At 53.8% G+C, this 15,696-nt stretch carries 20 protein-coding genes; 2 read left to right on the top strand and 18 right to left on the bottom strand.

Annotation, left to right across the window (positions count from 1 at the left end; translation table 11 throughout):
* From NM10_RS01635 to NM10_RS01695, 16 genes are all read right to left on the bottom strand, one after another.
* A complete protein-coding gene (locus NM10_RS01635) occupies window positions 1–711 on the bottom strand; it encodes a TIGR03936 family radical SAM-associated protein (RefSeq protein WP_020309883.1) in 711 nt (236 codons plus the stop codon).
* Window positions 686–2,575 carry a TIGR03960 family B12-binding radical SAM protein gene (locus tag NM10_RS01640; RefSeq protein ID WP_239639554.1) on the bottom strand — a complete coding sequence of 630 codons (1,890 nt, stop codon included), beginning with the start codon at window positions 2,573–2,575 and terminating at the stop codon, window positions 686–688. Before NM10_RS01640 ends, NM10_RS01635 begins: the two co-directional genes overlap by 26 nt.
* Window positions 2,576–2,599: 24 nt before the next feature.
* Complete coding sequence (rodA, locus tag NM10_RS01645) at window positions 2,600–3,703, bottom strand: rod shape-determining protein RodA (protein WP_020309885.1); 1,104 nt, start codon at window positions 3,701–3,703, stop codon at window positions 2,600–2,602.
* Between the two features lie 9 nt (window positions 3,704–3,712).
* Window positions 3,713–4,543: an AAA family ATPase gene (locus NM10_RS01650; RefSeq protein WP_020309886.1), complete on the bottom strand. Its 831-nt coding sequence runs from the start codon at window positions 4,541–4,543 to the stop codon at window positions 3,713–3,715.
* 43 nt (window positions 4,544–4,586) lie between these two features.
* Window positions 4,587–6,494, bottom strand: a complete 1,908-nt coding sequence (gene mrdA, locus NM10_RS01655) for a penicillin-binding protein 2 (RefSeq protein WP_020309887.1) — start codon at window positions 6,492–6,494, stop codon at window positions 4,587–4,589.
* 19 nt (window positions 6,495–6,513) lie between these two features.
* Window positions 6,514–7,023: a rod shape-determining protein MreD gene (gene mreD, locus NM10_RS01660; RefSeq protein WP_020309888.1), complete on the bottom strand. Its 510-nt coding sequence runs from the start codon at window positions 7,021–7,023 to the stop codon at window positions 6,514–6,516.
* A complete protein-coding gene (mreC, locus tag NM10_RS01665; protein ID WP_020309889.1) occupies window positions 7,020–7,940 on the bottom strand; it encodes a rod shape-determining protein MreC in 921 nt (306 codons plus the stop codon). Before mreC ends, mreD begins: the two co-directional genes overlap by 4 nt.
* A 2-nt stretch (window positions 7,941–7,942) precedes the next feature.
* A complete protein-coding gene (locus NM10_RS01670) occupies window positions 7,943–8,983 on the bottom strand; it encodes a rod shape-determining protein (RefSeq protein WP_020723780.1) in 1,041 nt (346 codons plus the stop codon).
* Window positions 8,984–9,253: 270 nt separating this feature from the next.
* Window positions 9,254–9,883, bottom strand: coding sequence for an ECF transporter S component (locus NM10_RS01675; RefSeq protein ID WP_020309891.1), 630 nt, complete (start codon window positions 9,881–9,883; stop codon window positions 9,254–9,256).
* Between the two features lie 680 nt (window positions 9,884–10,563).
* Complete coding sequence (locus NM10_RS14330; protein WP_335340736.1) at window positions 10,564–10,698, bottom strand: helix-turn-helix domain-containing protein; 135 nt, start codon at window positions 10,696–10,698, stop codon at window positions 10,564–10,566.
* Entirely contained in the window at window positions 10,655–10,768 is a 114-nt protein-coding gene (locus NM10_RS14335; protein WP_335340735.1) for a helix-turn-helix domain-containing protein, read from the bottom strand. Before NM10_RS14335 ends, NM10_RS14330 begins: the two co-directional genes overlap by 44 nt.
* Window positions 10,769–10,878: 110 nt before the next feature.
* Entirely contained in the window at window positions 10,879–11,169 is a 291-nt protein-coding gene (locus tag NM10_RS01680) for a hypothetical protein (protein ID WP_020309892.1), read from the bottom strand.
* A gap of 35 nt (window positions 11,170–11,204) precedes the next feature.
* On the bottom strand, window positions 11,205–11,789 hold the full coding sequence (locus NM10_RS01685) for an N-acetylmuramoyl-L-alanine amidase family protein (protein WP_020309893.1): 585 nt from the start codon (window positions 11,787–11,789) through the stop codon (window positions 11,205–11,207).
* Complete coding sequence (locus NM10_RS01690) at window positions 11,786–12,235, bottom strand: phage holin family protein (RefSeq protein WP_020309894.1); 450 nt, start codon at window positions 12,233–12,235, stop codon at window positions 11,786–11,788. The genes NM10_RS01685 and NM10_RS01690 overlap by 4 nt, the downstream gene beginning before the upstream one ends.
* Entirely contained in the window at window positions 12,236–12,397 is a 162-nt protein-coding gene (locus NM10_RS13950) for a hypothetical protein (protein ID WP_192813533.1), read from the bottom strand.
* 12 nt (window positions 12,398–12,409) lie between these two features.
* Window positions 12,410–12,847 (bottom strand): hypothetical protein, encoded by a 438-nt coding sequence (locus NM10_RS01695; protein WP_020309895.1) that lies wholly within the window; start codon window positions 12,845–12,847, stop codon window positions 12,410–12,412.
* A 37-nt stretch (window positions 12,848–12,884) separates the two neighbouring features.
* Between NM10_RS01695 and NM10_RS01700 the strand changes: the two genes are divergently transcribed.
* Window positions 12,885–13,910, top strand: a complete 1,026-nt coding sequence (locus NM10_RS01700) for a tyrosine-type recombinase/integrase (protein ID WP_020309896.1) — start codon at window positions 12,885–12,887, stop codon at window positions 13,908–13,910.
* Window positions 13,911–14,099: 189 nt separating this feature from the next.
* Here the strand turns inward: NM10_RS01700 and NM10_RS01705 are convergent, their stop codons facing one another.
* Together NM10_RS01705 and NM10_RS15210 are read right to left on the bottom strand one after the other, a co-directional pair.
* On the bottom strand, window positions 14,100–14,306 hold the full coding sequence (locus NM10_RS01705; RefSeq protein WP_020309897.1) for a hypothetical protein: 207 nt from the start codon (window positions 14,304–14,306) through the stop codon (window positions 14,100–14,102).
* A gap of 429 nt (window positions 14,307–14,735) precedes the next feature.
* Window positions 14,736–14,981 carry a gp53-like domain-containing protein gene (locus tag NM10_RS15210; protein ID WP_442852351.1) on the bottom strand — a complete coding sequence of 82 codons (246 nt, stop codon included), beginning with the start codon at window positions 14,979–14,981 and terminating at the stop codon, window positions 14,736–14,738.
* Between the two features lie 33 nt (window positions 14,982–15,014).
* Between NM10_RS15210 and NM10_RS01710 the strand changes: the two genes are divergently transcribed.
* A partial coding sequence (locus tag NM10_RS01710) for an IS256 family transposase (RefSeq protein ID WP_020309898.1) occupies window positions 15,015–15,696 on the top strand: 682 nt, incomplete at its 3' end.

The following is a 15,696-nucleotide window of genomic DNA, read 5'->3' on the forward strand; positions in this document are numbered from 1 at the left end:
TCATCCCTCAAATAACGAATATTTCTGACCGTTTTCCTTGCGGACGAAAATACCCGTCCGCCGGGCCAGCATCATGTCCGTGTGGATGGGCAGGCCGAATTGGCTGCCCAGGATTTCCCAGACCTGGGACGGCTTGATGGCCCCTTCGCCGGTCTGATAGATGCCGACAGTCAGATAGACATTGCCGTCCTTCACATGGCCGTGGACGGCTTCGACGACGTGCTGCTTGACGTCGATGGTACGCACGCGGTGCTTGCCCTTGTGGGACACCTTTTCATAGAGGACGCTGGCTGCGTCATTGAATTTCGCCAAAATCTGGTTGAGTCCGTCCTGGCTGAGGTCTTCCGTCAGCGGGCCGCGCAGGGTATAGACGGCGTAATTGGCAATGGCCATCAGCTTCAGTGCCTTGGCATCGACATATTTGCCATCGAGGACGGCAAAGCCCTGGGGCGACATGGCGTTCATGCGCGCCATGACGTCGGCGACGGGCAGCTTTTCAGCCAGTTCCATGTCGAGGTATTCCACATCGGCCGAGACACCGACGCCCAGGGCCGAGGCGAAGCTGAGCTTCATATGCGGATTGAAGCCTTCAGAATAACAGATAGGCAGTTTGGCCCGGATGATGACGTAGCGCACGGCCCGGGCAAAATCCAGGTGCGACAGGAATTGCAGGGCCCCATCTTTCTTAACAGCTAAACGTAGTCTTTCCATGGTCGTCCCCTTCCTTTCTGTCGATGATGGATACGCCCAGATTCGGGCAGACACCGCAGCCCGTACAGGGCAGGCGGCGGCAGTCGTGAGTCAGTTCAGCTCGAGAGGCCTTCTGCCATTCGCGCTTCAAATAGGCCTTGGCGGCGCCGTTGCTGAGATGGTCCCAGGGCAGGGCTTCGTCGAGGCTGCGCGTCCGGGCGGCATAGTAATCGGGGTCGATGCCGGCCAGGTCGAAGGCTTTCATCCACATATCGTAATCGAACATTTCCGTCCAGCCGTCGAACTTGCAGCCCAGTTTCCAGGCTTCGTAGAGGACTTTGCCCATGCGGCGGTCGCCGCGGGCGAAGGTCGCTTCCAGGCGGCCCGTCTTGGCATCGTGGTAATGGTAGGAAATGTGTTTGTCGTTGATGAGACCCTTGATGTACTGCTGTTTCCGTTCGATTTCTTCAATCGGCAGCTGGCCGAACCACTGGAAGGCCGTGTGCGACTTGGGTACGAAGCTCGATACGGAGACCGTGACCTTGCCGTTGTTCTTGTGGGTCACTTTGCGGTAGAGATTGAGGACCTTGTAGGCCAGGTCGGCGATACCGGCCAGATCTTCGTCCGTTTCTGTCGGCAAGCCCATCATGAAATAGAGCTTGACCGTGGACCAGCCGTTTTCAAAGGCATTTTCACAGGCTGCCAGCAAATCTTCTTCCGTAACGCCCTTGTTGATGACATCGCGCAGGCGCTGGGTCCCGGCTTCGGGCGCAAAGGTCAGGCCGCTCTTGCGGACCTGCTGGACCTTCTTGGCGATATCGACGGAAAAGCTGTCGACCCGCAGCGACGGCAGGCTGACGCTGACTTTCTGGCCCTTGAATTCGTCCAAGAGCTGGTCGACCAGTTCGGGCAGGCAGGAATAATCGGCCGAGCTCAGGCTCATGAGGGAAATCTCATTGTAGCCCGAATTGGCGATAATCTGTTTGGCCAGGTCGGCCAGGTGTTCCGGCGATTTTTCCCGGACCGGCCGGTAGAGCATGCCGGCCTGACAGAAGCGGCAGCCGCGGCTGCAGCCGCGGAAGAGCTCCAGGACGGCCCGGTTGTGGACGATGTCGATGTTGGGTACGATCGGTTTCGTCGGGAAGAAGACGTGTTCCACATCGGAAACGACGCATTTCTCGATTTCTGCCGGCGCTCCCGGTTCAGTGACGGTCAGGCCCTGGAAGTCGCCCTTTGCATCGTACTGGGCTTCATAGAAGGACGGCACGTAGTTGCCCGGCTGCTGGGAGAGCTGCTTCAAGAGGCCCTTCTTGCCGCCCGGTTTTCCCTGCTCTTTCCAGGCGATGATCGTATCGGCCAGGACCTGCGTCGATTCTTCCGATTCGCCCAGGAAAAAGACGTCGATGTAATCGGCCAGGGGTTCGGCGTTGTAGGCACAGGGACCGCCGGCTGCCACCAGGGGCATGTCGTCGCCGCGGTCTTTGGCAAAGAGCGGGATGCCGGCCAAATCGAGCATGTTGAGGATGTTGGTAAAGCTCATTTCGTACTGGAGCGTAAAGCCGACCATATCGAAGTCGCGCACAGGCGTCTTCGTTTCCAGGGAAAAGAGCGGATAGCCCTGGCTGCGCATGACTTCTTCCATATCCGGCCAGGGCGCGTAGACCCGTTCGGCTGCCACATCGGGCCGTTCATTGAGGAGCGCATAGAGGATGCGCAGGCCCAGATGGCTCATGGCGACTTCGTAGACGTCAGGGAAACAATAGGCAACGGTCAGTTTGACGGCATCGTGGTCCTTGACGACGCTGTTCCATTCGCCGCCGACGTAGCGGGCCGGCTTGCTGACTTTGCTCAGTAAAATCGGATCGATCTCCACGGGATGTGACAAATTAATTTCCTCCTTCACGGCGGGTTAAAAAATCATCGTCTGCTGACGCATGTAAATACTCAGTAAGAGGCCCAGGCCCATCATATTGGTCGTCAAGGCGCTGACGCCGTAGCTCATGAACGGCAGAGGGATCCCCGTGACCGGCATGATGCCGCAGGTCATGCCGACGTTGACCAGGATCTGGAAAGCCCACATGGAAACGACGCCTGTCGCCAGCATCATGCCGAAGCTGTCCTTGCAGTCCTTGGCGATCATGAGGCCGCGATAGACGAGGATGAAGTACAGGAACAAGAGGAAGACGCAGCCGAGGAAGCCCAGTTCTTCGCCGATGACGGAAAAGATGAAGTCCGTATGGTTTTCCGGCAGGAAGTTCAGCTGGCTCTGGGTCCCCTGGAAGAGGCCTTTGCCAAAGAGCATGCCCGAACCGATGGCGATCTTCGACTGGATGATATGATAGCCGGCGCCAAAGGGGTCGGCATTGGGATTGAGGAAGACCGTAATACGGGACTTCTGGTAATCCTTGAGGAAATGCCAGCCTACGGGCGCCAGGAAGACGCCGGCCAGGAAGACGTTGCGCAAGAGGGACATCTTGATGCGGCCGACGAAGAGCATGCCGAAGGTAATGGCCAGGAAGACGAGACTCGTCCCCAAGTCAGGCTGTTTCAAGACCAGGAGGAAGGGAATCCCGACGTAGAGGCCGATGGGCAGGACCTGGCGCCATGTGTTGAGCTGGCCTACGCGGTCGCTGAGGATCGATGCCGTGCAGATGATCATGATGAGCTTGGAAAATTCCGACGGCTGCAGCGTGATTGGGCCGAGCTGGATCCAGCGCTGGGCGCCCAGGGCCGACGTACCGACGAACATGACGGCGACCAGCATGAGCAGGTTGATGATGTACAGGGGCTTGGCGTATTTCTTCAGCTTCGCATAATCGAAGCGGCTGAAAAAGAGGATGATCATCAAGTCGACGACAAAAGCCGCCCCCTGTTTTGCGACGAAGTCGTAGTTGATGGCCCCTTTATTGATATGCGTCGCACTGCCGATGATGCACAGGCTGATGCAGACGATGAGGAAGCTCACGATGAGCATGACTTTATCTAAATTTTTCCATTCTCGTTTAATAAACATTTCTCTCTCCTATCGACGATAGTGGCGCCAATTCCGGCATTCCTGACGGCGGCGCTGCAGCGACAGGCCCGGTAAGACTTCGGCCTGGGCCTGGTGTTTCGGCAAGAGGGCCGTCAGAGCCGTTTCCTCGATGGCCTTCCCCGTTTCCAGCCAGTCTGCCGTCGCCGACAGGGCCTGACAGAAAGGCAGGGAATCAGCCATACAGGTGATCCGCCCTTCCCCGGCAGCCCGGTCGATGCCATCATCATGCGGCAAGAGACCGGCGACGTGGCCGGTCTGCAAACGGGCTTTGGCTGCGTCTGGCGTGATGACGCCGTCAGCGTAAAAATTATTGAGGATGACGTCGTAGTGAAAGCGCTTCTGCCGGGCCGCGTACTGCATGACCTTAGCCGCATCGCGCAGGGACGACGGCGACGGTTCGACGACGAACAGGATCTCATCGGCCAGGGCCGTCGCCGCCTGATAGGCGCCGTCGCGGCCGGGCGGGCAGTCGATGAGGGTATAGTCATAGGACCCGGACAGGGACTCCAGGACATATTGATACGACGGGATGTCGATCCGCTCCCAGGTCCGCTTCTGGCTGGCCGGCAGGAAATCCAGTCCCGGCACGACCGGCAGCAAAGCCTGGCCGGGCAGGCATTTCCCCCGCGCAGCCTGGGCGGCATCGTAATGGATGGACCCGTCCAGACCGAAGAGCAGGTCGAGGTTGCGCAGGCCCATGTCGGCGTCGGCCGCCAGGACGCGGTGGCCCCGGCGCTGCAGGAGGACAGACAAGGCCGCCGTAATCAGGGTCTTGCCGACGCCTCCCTTACCGGAGGCGATGGCGATGAGCTGGGACATGAAATCACTTTCCTTTCTGATGAGATAAGGCCGTCATCAGGACTTATCGGTCAGACTCAGTCCCATCGCGATGGCTGCTGTCCTTCCCGTCCTGCGCATTCTTATTGGCCTTGTTGTCCTTTTCTTTGCCGTCCTTGTCTTTATCCTTCGGTGCGCCTTCGGCGTATTCACCGACGTGGAAGTAGGCTTCCAGCATGGAACGGACAATCGGGCCGGACGACAGAGACCCGAAACCGCCCTGTTCCGTCAGGACGGCGATGACGATGCGCGGATGTTCATACGGCGCATAGGCGACGAACCAGCCATGGTCCGTACCGCCGAAGTTTTCCGCCGTCCCTGTCTTACCAGCGACCTGGATGGGGAAGCCGGCGAACAGGGAACCAGCTGTACCGGATTCTTCAGCAACGTTACGCATCCCTTCGCGGACCAGGTCCAGCGTCGATTTGGATACGGACAGGGTGCCGACCTGTTCCGGTGCAAAAATCTTATACGGCGTGCCGTCGAGGTTGTCGATACGGCTGACGATGAACGGCCGGTACTGGATGCCGCCGTTAGCGACTTCGCTGACGATCATGGCTGCCTGGAGCGGCGTAACCAGCTGGAACCCCTGGCCGATAGCCGAGTTGAACGTATCACCGAGGTACCATTCATCGTGGAAATTCTTCTTCTTATATTCCGCACTGGCGACCAGGCCCGGTGCTTCGCCGCGCAGGGCGATGCCCGTCTTCTTGCCCATGCCGAACATGCGGGCGTATTTCGCCAGTTCGTCAATGCCGACGCGGCGGCCCATTTCGTAGAAGTATACGTTATCGGACTTAGCCAGGGCTTCGACGAAATTGATCCAGCCCAGGGCTTCGCCGCCGGCGTTGCGCATGTCGACCAGCCAGTGGCGGCCACTGTCGAAGATCATTTCATCAGGCGTGACTTTCTTGAGTTCCAGGGCTGCCGAACCGGTGATCAGCTTGAACGTAGAGCCCGGCGGATATTCGCCGGCAATGACGCGGTTTTCCATGGGGTGATTGGGATTGTCGTTGATGAGGGACCATTCTTTTTCCGTAATGCCCCGGGTAAACCAGTTCGGGTCGTAAGCCGGACGGCTGGCCATGGCCAGGACGGCGCCCGTATTGGGGTCGATGGCGACGGCAGCGATGCCGTGGGTGCCGATGCCGTTGGCGATCTGGCGGTCCATGGCCCGTTCCGTAGCCTGCTGCAGGTAGAGGTCGATGGTCAGGTGCATATTGTGACCGGCTACGGGGTCCTTGCGTTCCATTTCCTTGACCGGACTGCCGGCGGCGTCGACTTCGACCTGACGGCCGCCATCCTTGCCGCGCAGGAGGTCATCGTAATAGGCTTCCAGGCCGGCCCGGCCAATCTGGGTGATGTTGGATACGCCTTCGACGCCTTCCAGGCGCTTGGCGTCTTCTTCATCGATCTGGCCGACGTAGCCAAAGACCTGGGCGGCCATCATCTTGTACGGATAATAGCGGATCGGCTGGACGTCGACGGAGACGCCAGGCAGGTCGTTGCGCTGTTCTTCGATTTTCGTGACGATATCCTGGGTCAAGTCATTGGCCAGGACCGTCGGCACGTAAGAGCTCTTGACCTTCTGGACCTTTTCCCGCAGCTTATCTTCCGGCATGTTGAGGATGCCGGCCAGTTTCTGCAGTTCTTCGTCGCTCATGCCGTCCTTAGGCGGCACGTAGGTCACCATGAAGCTCGGCCGCGAGCCGACGAGGATCTGGCCGTTGCGGTCGTACATGATACCGCGCATGGCTGCAATGGGGATGGCCCGCAGGCGGTTCCCTTCGGCCAGGGTATAATAATATTCACCGGCAAAGAGCTGCAAGTAGACCAGCCGGCTGATGAGGATGACGAAAATCGCGATGACGATCCAGTAGAGGTAGCGGAAACGGCCATCTTGATTCTTCTTTTTCAATAACGCTTCAAGCATGTAACTAAATCTCCTTTATTTACCAGCGATAGCCCGGGAACCCGTAAAAGGCATCGTCGCGGCGCAGATGCCAGACGATGTGATCCACCGGCAGGGCCAGGATTCCGTGATAAACAAGCATAGGGATGCTGAATTCCAACAAGTAGGCGGCGATGTTGATGTACTGGCCGGCCAGGAAGAGGAACCCGCAGGTCAGGACCAGGCCGACTTCGGTCGCCCCGAGGACGATGAGCAATGTCAATACCCACTGGTCCTTGTCGATGTCGCGGCCGAGGTAGCTGCAGATGAGGGCTACGATGAGATAGACCAGCAGGTGCAGGCCAAAGAAATTGCCGATAATGACATCCTGACAAAATCCGCCCAAGAGGGCCGTGATGATGCCGATGCGCTGGCCGTGATGGAGGGCCATGAGGACGACGAAGACGAAGATGAGGTTAGGCTGGCTCACGCTGTTAAACATAAAAGGCAGGATGGCAGCCTGCAAAATAAAGACGATGAAGGCTGTCATGACACAGTTCAGTTTCTTCATAATGCCGCGGCTCCTTTAATTCCTTCTACTTTGTCGCGATTCGTCTGAGGTACGAGTTTCGGCGTGACTTCCGGTTTTTCATAGGACCCGGTATCGGCCGACTTCAAGATGACGAAGACTTCTTCCAGTTTGGAGAAATCGACGCTGGGACGAATGACGGCATATTTTACGAAATCATTTTCATTCTGATGGATCGATACGATGGTGCCGATAGGCAGGCCCTTCGGATAGATGGAGCCGAAGCCCGATGTGACCAGTGTATCCCCTTCCAGGATATCCGCATCCTTGGCGATGTTGACGAACTGCGGTTCCGTCGGCACGTTGCCGTTGCCGCGGACGACAGAGGAAACGCGCGATTCCGGACGCTGTACGATGGCACCGATGCTGGTCCGCGGGTCCGTCAGGAGCTGGACGCGGGACGAATGCGGATAGACGTCGCTGATGAAGCCGACGACACCACTCGGCGTGATGACCGGCATGTCTTTTTCGACGCCTTCGCCGCTGCCGACATCGATGATCATGGTGTTGGTCCACGTGCCGTAGTCACGGGAAATGACCGAACCAGCCAGAAGCTGGTACTGATTATGGGTCGATTTGAAATTGAGGAGCGCCCGCAGGCGGTCGTTTTCGGCTACGACTTCATCGTAGTCGACAGTCCGGCTCTTGAGGTCGGCATTTTCTTTTTCCAGCGATTCCCATTCAATGCGGTTCTTCAAGCTGACGTCGACGATGTGGATGCTCGAGGTCAGCGAATCCATGACGCGGCTGGCACCGTATTCAAAAGGCGACATGATCGTCATCAGCGGCTTGGTAATGAACGGCAGGGAATCGCGCTGGCGCCAGGCCCAGCCGACAAGCGCAATGACGATGAATAAGATGAGTACGAAGACGACGCTTCTTTTACCGAACGAAAACAATTTTAAAATCTCCTCCTATATATACGCTGTGCCCCTTCGATGAGGGCCGATAATTTATCACGATCAGCGACGGCAATGCCCGTGCCCTTGGCGACAGCCAGTTCCGGCTCGGAAGCCAGCATGACCGGCACGCCCAGTTCCTGGGTGAAGAGCTGGTCCATGCCCTTTAGCTTGGCCCCGCCGCCAGTGAGGACGATGCCATGTTCCATAATGTCTGCGGCCAGTTCCGGCGGCGTTTCCCGCAGGACATCCTTGACCAGGTCGAGGATCTTGATGAGAGGCTTGCCGATGACGTGGTAGAGCTCACTCGATTTGATGGCCATTTCCCGCTGGAGGCCGTCATCGAGGCCGCGGCCCATGAAGTAATAGCCCCGGTCTTCCAGGGGCAGGACAGCTGAGCCGTTGGTCACTTTCATCTCTTCCACCGTCGTGTCGTCAGTGACGATATCGTACTGATAGCGCAGGTAATCTTTGATGGCCGCATTGAAATCGAGGCTGCCCAGATGGAGCGACTTGGATACGACGATGCCGCCCAGGGACAGCATGGCTACATTGGTCGTACCGCCGCCGATGTCGACGACCATATTGCCGACCGGATCATAGACGGGCAGATTCACGCCGAGAGCCGCAGCAGCCGCCGTTTCGATGAGGAAGGCTTCCTTGGCGCCGGCCTGATAGACGGCTTCCATGACGGCCCGTTTTTCGACATTCGACGCCGCCGAAGGCACGCCGATCATGATGCGCAGGCGCTGGACGCTGCGGACGCACTTGCTGAGGATATAGCCCAGCATCGTCCGGGTTACACTGTAATCGGCGATGACGCCGTGGACCAGAGGCCGATGGAGCTTCACCGTTTCCGGCGCCCGGGACAATAAGTCCTCTGCCGCCCGGCCGACAGCAATCATCTTGCTGTTCCGTTCATCTGTCGCCATGACCGACGGTTCAGACAGGACGATGCCCCGGCCCTCCACATAGACCTGGGTCGTAGACGTCCCTAAATCAATCCCTATATTTTTAGTTAATGGAGAAAAAATCGAAGCCATAACAAATCCTTTCTATTTCTTTCGCATATTCTGTTATACAAAACAGTCATCATTCCATATTCTATCACATTGCGCCCCTTTTCGCATTAACTAATTTCATGGAATGAAAAAAAGGCCTGTCGCACGTGCGACAGACCCTTTTAAGTAGTTAGCAGCTAGTGGCTAGTGGCTAGCGGATGGTCTTTAATTTAAAAACCCTCGCTTCAAACATCAAACTTCAAGCAGGGATACACCCACATGTGCATGACAACCGAAACGACCACACGCTTCTTACGCGACTTTCAATCCGGCGCGGTGCAAGGCCATGACGATCGGCGTGATGATCAGGCCCGATACGATGGCTTCCGGGATGCCATTGACGGCCGTGATGCCCAGCATGATGTTGATGACGTTCATGAAGGGGATGCCCTGTGCTTCGGCATAAGGGACGCCGACGATGGCCGTAAAGGAACCGAGGAAGAGAATCGTGTGACAGACCGTCGTCAAGACCGCCGTGACGGCGATGCGCCATACTTCGCGGATTTTCAGATGACGGTACAATTCAAAGGCGATGACGCCGATCAGGATACGCGGTACGATACAGATGAAGGCGTCGGCAACGACGTTATACTGTACAGCAAACAACAGCAACGCGCTCGGTGCCTGCAAGGACCGGATAAAGGAAAAGATACCGAACATGAAGCCGACGATCATGCCGACCTTGCGGCCTGCCGTCAGGCTGCCGATGATAGTCGGGATGTGAAGGATCGTCGCGTTCATGATGACCAGCGGGATGAAACCATAGCCCGTGAGGCCTAAAAAAATCGTAATCGCCGATAAGAAACCGGCAACCGTTAACTGACGAATCGACAAAAAAGTGCGTCGTGCCGGCATGACGCCAGCAACATTCTGTTTTTCCATGTTTTTCCTCCGTTCTCGCTCTTTCGCAAGATACAAGTCGCAATACGATTAAAGACGCAAAAACACGGCCGGTCCGCGCCAGTATCCGCCCGTTTCCGGTACCAACCCGGCGCTTTAAAAGAACCTGCCTTATGTGTCACGCGTAGTATATCATACTTGAAGGGGTCTTGCCAATAGTAATTGGGAATATTGTGAATCTTTACACAAGCATAATGGAGGATAAAGGCCTTCGGCCGCAGTTGGCAAAGAAACACGGTCCAGCAAGAACGGGCTGTGGATTTTTCTCCAGCAGGCTCGCCCTCTATCATGAATCAAACTTCAACCCTGAAAAAGAAAGGGACTGTACGCGATAGCACAAAGCTTCATGCGACAGTCCCTTTTGGTGCGAGTGGAGGGACTTGAACCCTCACGCCGTGAGGCGCCAGATCCTAAGTCTCAACTACCTTTGCTAAAAATGGCTTAGTTATGCGGTTTGGCTAATCTCTGGACAACATCATAATGTGAATAAGTCGCATTAAATCGTATTAAAGTGATACTCGCGGGGTCAAAAATGGGGTCATATCTTTTTGACTGTAATACTAATGTGATACAGCAAATCGGCGTCCACTCACAATGGAATGGGCGTCGCTTTCTTATATTATAAATAAAAGGCAGCTCATTTCGAGCTGTCATTTTTGAGTTTATTTATGCTCCGGTCCAAAAAGTCTTTCCATACCGGCTTTAGTCACAAACCATGTTCCGGCCGATTTTCTGGCTTCTGCATTTGTAAATCTAGGCGGGGCCTTTTTTATATCCCGTGCAGGCTTGCCTAACAGTAATCTGGGCCAGTCCCCAACGTTCGGCCGCTTCTTTCGCGGTCATAATATCATCTAACGTGCTCATCATATCACCTCTTTTTCGCTGTTTTGTCAATCGTTTTTCGATTGATTGTAATAAAAAAAATATGCCAGCAACTCTAGTATTTTCCTAGTGTTGCTGGCTTTTTCATTTAGACTCTATGCTGTTTTCTGTTCGTTACTCGTGCTCTTGCTCAGCACAAATTTAATACCCCAAATAGTCCCATTGATAAGTAAAGGCAATACAAATTTATCGCGAATCGCATTCCAGCCAGTTTCAGACGCGGCCTGTGCCTGTACCTGGATCACGAACTTATCAGCTACGGATTCAAGTGCTGCCATCCCTTCAGCGCTCAAGCTTTCAACAATTTGCTGTTTCGCAGATTCTACTACATCGCTCGCATCCAGTGCTGCCAGCATACCGTCACGTACTTCTGTCCATTTACTCATAGTTTTTACCTCCATAAAAATACAATATAATAGTTTTAATTGTTAGATTGTTCGTAATCTGTTACGCCCCTAGCAATAGCCCGGGCAATGTCGTCCCAATGCTCTACTAACACCAACATGTCATCATCATTGTCGATAAAAGCCGTTTCGACTAAGACGGCAGGCATATCTGTATACCGTAGTACCAGCAAGTCTGTCATTTCTTTTACGCCTCTATCGACAGTATCAATGCTGTTGATGAGTTGCGATTGGATGCACTGAGCTAAATTGCCTCCGTTACTCATCCGGTTATAGCACTCAACCTCGGTGCCGCGAGCAGTGCCCGAAGCGGCGTTACAGTGGATGCTGACAAAAATATCAGCGCCCCATTCGTTAGCGGTTTCAGTAACAGTCATACCTTGGCGATCATCATAGTCGCTACGCCCTGCCGGCGTCGGTGCTAAATTGTCGCTTTGCATTAAATAACTTTCACAGCCAGCCGCTTCAAGATATTTTTGTACAGCAGTACCGATTTTTGCTGCTACATCGCATTCGCGCAAATCTACATTTCCATTCGTGTCATAATGCACCGCACCACTATCATACTTAATATCATGGCCCGGATTGATAAATACCTTCATTTCTGTACCGTCCTTTCATTTTTATCTGTTAATTGCTCTAAGGTTGCTCTTAATTTCCCCGGGATGGGTAATCCCGCTTTCGCTGCATTTTCCACGATTGACAGCCCTTCATTACCTAAGAAGAACCATACCACCAATGATTGTACAGCCGGCCGGCCCGTGGCACGGTCCAGCTCGTGAGCCAGTGCCACTAATAGCAGAATGACGATTTTTTTGCAGATTCCCTTAAAGCCTTTTTGACTATTCAATGCCAAATTAGGGTTAATATAGGCTGCTAAGATTCCCGTCACGTAGTCGATAGCCATGGCTACCAGCAGCGCTTCAATTACATCATTCCAGCCGATGAGATACGAAAACGCCGTACCAACACATGACACTATGGCTCCCCACCCCATAGCGGCCCCGCCAGGGACCATCTCGCGAAAAAAAGTTATGATTGATTCCAATTACGTGCCCCCGTTCTGCTTGGTTGTCTCTGTTGTGGTGGTCTGCTTGTCAGCGGCTTCAGCGGCAGCCATGACGTCCATGATGGCATTGTGTGGGCAGTCATCCCAGGGGCAACGGCCATCGTCGTTTAAGATATTTCCGCAAAATTCACAAAATTCCATGTTTCATCCCTCCTATGCGTTCTTGATTTCCGCAGCCATATTGGCAAGTGTGTTTTTATACTGGCTGTCAATTTTCGAGGTATCAGCACCCAGCATAGCCGCTTTGACGCGGGCTGTGATCATGGCGTCGAGCTGAGCGTTATATTTCGTCTTGATTTCGTTGATCTTCGCTGTTTTCTTTTCAGCTTCTGTGGGTTCCGGCGGGATATATTCGACGGGCTTCCCGTCAGATCCACGCACTTTTCCGCCGAGATATTCAGCAAAATCGTCGGCCGTGATAATTTCAACGGTGACGGCATCGGATACAGCTTCCTGGGCTTTGGCTTTGAGGGCCTGCACTTTATCCGCGTTCTTGTCTTTCGTCGGGTCAAAATCGCAGATAGCAGAGTAAATGCGCTTGCCATCGGCATCAAAGGCCGCGCAGTAGTAATCTACATTGGTTCCTGTCATGGTACTATCTCCTTATCATATAAAATGAGGTGGTAAAATGCGTAATCCTAACGGATACGGATGTATCAAAAAATTGCCTGGGAAGCGGCGGCGGCCGTTTGTCTTTGTAGTGACGGAGGCGGGGCGACAAAAGCCGGTCGAATATTTTACAAATCTGGTTGACGCTCAAGTTTTCCAGGCGGACTATCATCGTGCTCATCATCATCGCTCCCTTCCAGGTCACAAAATAACATTCGCCGAGCTCTATCACCGCTGGCTACCACGGCATACGGAGGATACTCAGCCATCACAATCAACGCTGGACAGCTATCGCAATGCGTATCAGCATCTATCTACGCTCCACGGGATGCCCGTCGAGGAGCTGCGCTATGCTGATTATCAGCGAGTCATTGACGACATGCGTAGTCATGGGCTGTCTTACAGCAGCGTCAAAAAGGTCCGGTCGCTTATATCGCTATTGCTCAAATATGCAAACAAAATCGATCTGTCTACGACCAACTACGCGCCGCTGCTCTCTATCGGCCGCAATAAGCCGGTCCGGCCACACCATACTTTCAGCCGGCAGAAAATCAACCGGCTATGGGCGGCCGTGGATCGCCCCGGTGTCGATACCGTGCTAATTTTGCTATATACCGGGATGCGCTGCGGTGAGATGCTACAGCTGCAAAAAGCTGACGTCCATCTGCGCCAACGTTATGTCCGCATCACGAAGAGCAAGACGGCCGCCGGCATCCGCATCATCCCAATACATCATCGCATTGCGCCGCTCATCGAGTCCCGCATGAAAAGCCCAGGTGACGCCCTCATCTGTGATGGGGACGGCCGACCATACAACTATGGACGGTACTGCACCATCTGGCGGTCGGTTATGCATCTCATCCGGGCCAATGGCCATACTACGCACGATTGCCGGCACACGGTCGCAACGCTGCTTGATAATGCCGGAGCAAACGAGACGGCAAAACGCCGCATCCTCGGCCATGCTGGAGGCGACATCACAGAGCGCGTCTACACGCACAAAAACCTGCGACAGCTCCGTAAATGCATCGAATTACTCAAATAATTGTTACTAATGCGATACTATACGAGCCGCATATAGACGCATAAACCCGTCCGCTGTGCGGCTCTATCACTGTTACTATTGATACTCTAAAAATCAGCATATCTGCATCTATAGACGATTTCATTTCATGCGGACTACCGACGATGCGGTTAATGCTGTATTTCTCATTTATCTAAAAAGTATTGATAATCATGGCTTTTGCATCCGGTTTAGATGCTCGTCCAGCTCTTTATATAACTGGCCGATGAGGGCATCGCTGAAAACTACGCCGTAGCTTTCGGACACCACTTTCATCGTGTAAATTGTATCATTTACGGCACCCGCTACGACACTTGGACGTTTTTTCTCGTCGTCAGTTCCAAGCATGAGGTATACGGATTTGTCGCGTTCGGTCATTTCATTTATCTCCTTTCAACAGTGGGGAAGTGCGACAGAAGAAACTAAAACTAGTTTTGATGTTAAGCTAAATATCACAATGACTGTTATATGCGCCATTCCGTATGATATATCGAATAAAGCAAGTAGCGCATGCTACTTATGCCACATTAATTCAACTGCTACATCATTAACATTTGGTGCAAATACAGTTCCGTACGGATATGGGTGGATTGCTATCGGCAAACAATAATGCATCGTGCTTTATTTGTCCCATCATTTCCACTAGAAAAATCGTTGTGTATTTTAAATCTAACAGTCCCGAGCTCATTTGCTAATTTAGTTGTAGTATTTGTTGTTGTTTCATGTATTGCAACTGCGCATAGCAATTCTGTTGGCGGTGTGAGCGGAGGATACACCCATTGTTCTTCAGCTAACAATCCCCACTGTCTAATGCCCTATCGCAATGCACTTCGGAGAGCTCCCGGTATTGGAGCCGTTAAGCCGAAACTGTACCGTGCTCGTGGTTGTTTGTTTGTCATTCCAGATAATACAGCTGTCCGTAGTATCTGCTATATAGCCGCATATATTCGCAACACAAATAAACACACCATTAGGAAATGCGATAGGGAAAGAAGCGGGAGTGTAAAATAGTTTGTGTAAATCGGTATTGCATGAATCTACTTTATGCCCCATACTGGGGTAAACAAAGATAAGGACGGTAACAGAATGGCAAAGTGTAAAACTCCACCAACTACCCCAGGCGAGCAGATTGCTCAGCAAATCCTCAACAACTACGACATCAAGAGCGCGGAAGACGTACAGGACGTCCTGAAGCAGATTTTTGGCCCCATTTTTGAGTCCATGCTCAAAGGTGAGATGGAAAATCATCTCGGCCATAAGAAGCATGAGCGCTCCGAAGACGGTGACAATGTCCGGAACGGCTATTCATCCAAGACGCTCAAGACCTCTCTGGGCGAGGTTCCTATCCGCGTCCCTAGGGATCGCCAGAGTACGTTTGAACCGCAGATCATCAAGAAGCACCAGCGCGACGTTTCGTCCATCGAGGGCAAGGTACTGGCGATGTATGCCCGTGGCATGAGCCAACGCGACATCGCTGCAACCATCGAAGACATCTACGGCTTCCAGATGTCACATGAACAGATCTCCACCATCACAGGCTGCGTCATGGAAGAGGTCGAGGCATGGCGGAATCGTCCGCTCCAGTCGTTCTATCCATTTGCTTTCGTCGACTGCATCTACGTATCGCTGCGCACGGAGTATGGCGTCCAGCAGGTGGCCGTCTATGTCATGCTTGCCTATGACGTCAACGGCTGCAAGGATGTCCTTGGCCTCTGGATCAACGAGACGGAGAGCAAGCATGCCTGGATGCAGATCTTCGACGAGCTGA

Source organism: Megasphaera sp. NM10, from assembly GCF_000417505.1.
GTDB lineage: Bacteria > Bacillota > Negativicutes > Veillonellales > Megasphaeraceae > Megasphaera > Megasphaera intestinihominis.

Bases quoted from the DNA above. Each gene is read 5' to 3' on its own strand.
- NM10_RS01680 (WP_020309892.1), bottom strand. From the start codon at position 11,169: ATGAGTAAATGGACAGAAGTACGTGACGGTATGCTGGCAGCACTGGAT.
- NM10_RS01700 (WP_020309896.1), top strand. From the start codon at position 12,885: ATGCGTAATCCTAACGGATACGGATGTATCAAAAAATTGCCTGGGAAG.
- mrdA (WP_020309887.1), bottom strand. From the start codon at position 6,494: ATGCTTGAAGCGTTATTGAAAAAGAAGAATCAAGATGGCCGTTTCCGC.
- NM10_RS13950 (WP_192813533.1), bottom strand. From the start codon at position 12,397: ATGGAATTTTGTGAATTTTGCGGAAATATCTTAAACGACGATGGCCGT.
- NM10_RS01685 (WP_020309893.1), bottom strand. From the start codon at position 11,789: ATGAAGGTATTTATCAATCCGGGCCATGATATTAAGTATGATAGTGGT.
- NM10_RS01635 (WP_020309883.1), bottom strand. From the start codon at position 711: ATGGAAAGACTACGTTTAGCTGTTAAGAAAGATGGGGCCCTGCAATTC.
- rodA (WP_020309885.1), bottom strand. From the start codon at position 3,703: ATGTTTATTAAACGAGAATGGAAAAATTTAGATAAAGTCATGCTCATC.
- NM10_RS14335 (WP_335340735.1), bottom strand. From the start codon at position 10,768: ATGATGAGCACGTTAGATGATATTATGACCGCGAAAGAAGCGGCCGAA.
- NM10_RS01705 (WP_020309897.1), bottom strand. From the start codon at position 14,306: ATGACCGAACGCGACAAATCCGTATACCTCATGCTTGGAACTGACGAC.
- NM10_RS01675 (WP_020309891.1), bottom strand. From the start codon at position 9,883: ATGGAAAAACAGAATGTTGCTGGCGTCATGCCGGCACGACGCACTTTT.
- mreD (WP_020309888.1), bottom strand. From the start codon at position 7,023: ATGAAGAAACTGAACTGTGTCATGACAGCCTTCATCGTCTTTATTTTG.
- NM10_RS15210 (WP_442852351.1), bottom strand. From the start codon at position 14,981: ATGGGGCATAAAGTAGATTCATGCAATACCGATTTACACAAACTATTT.
- NM10_RS01695 (WP_020309895.1), bottom strand. From the start codon at position 12,847: ATGACAGGAACCAATGTAGATTACTACTGCGCGGCCTTTGATGCCGAT.
- NM10_RS01670 (WP_020723780.1), bottom strand. From the start codon at position 8,983: ATGGCTTCGATTTTTTCTCCATTAACTAAAAATATAGGGATTGATTTA.
- NM10_RS01650 (WP_020309886.1), bottom strand. From the start codon at position 4,543: ATGTCCCAGCTCATCGCCATCGCCTCCGGTAAGGGAGGCGTCGGCAAG.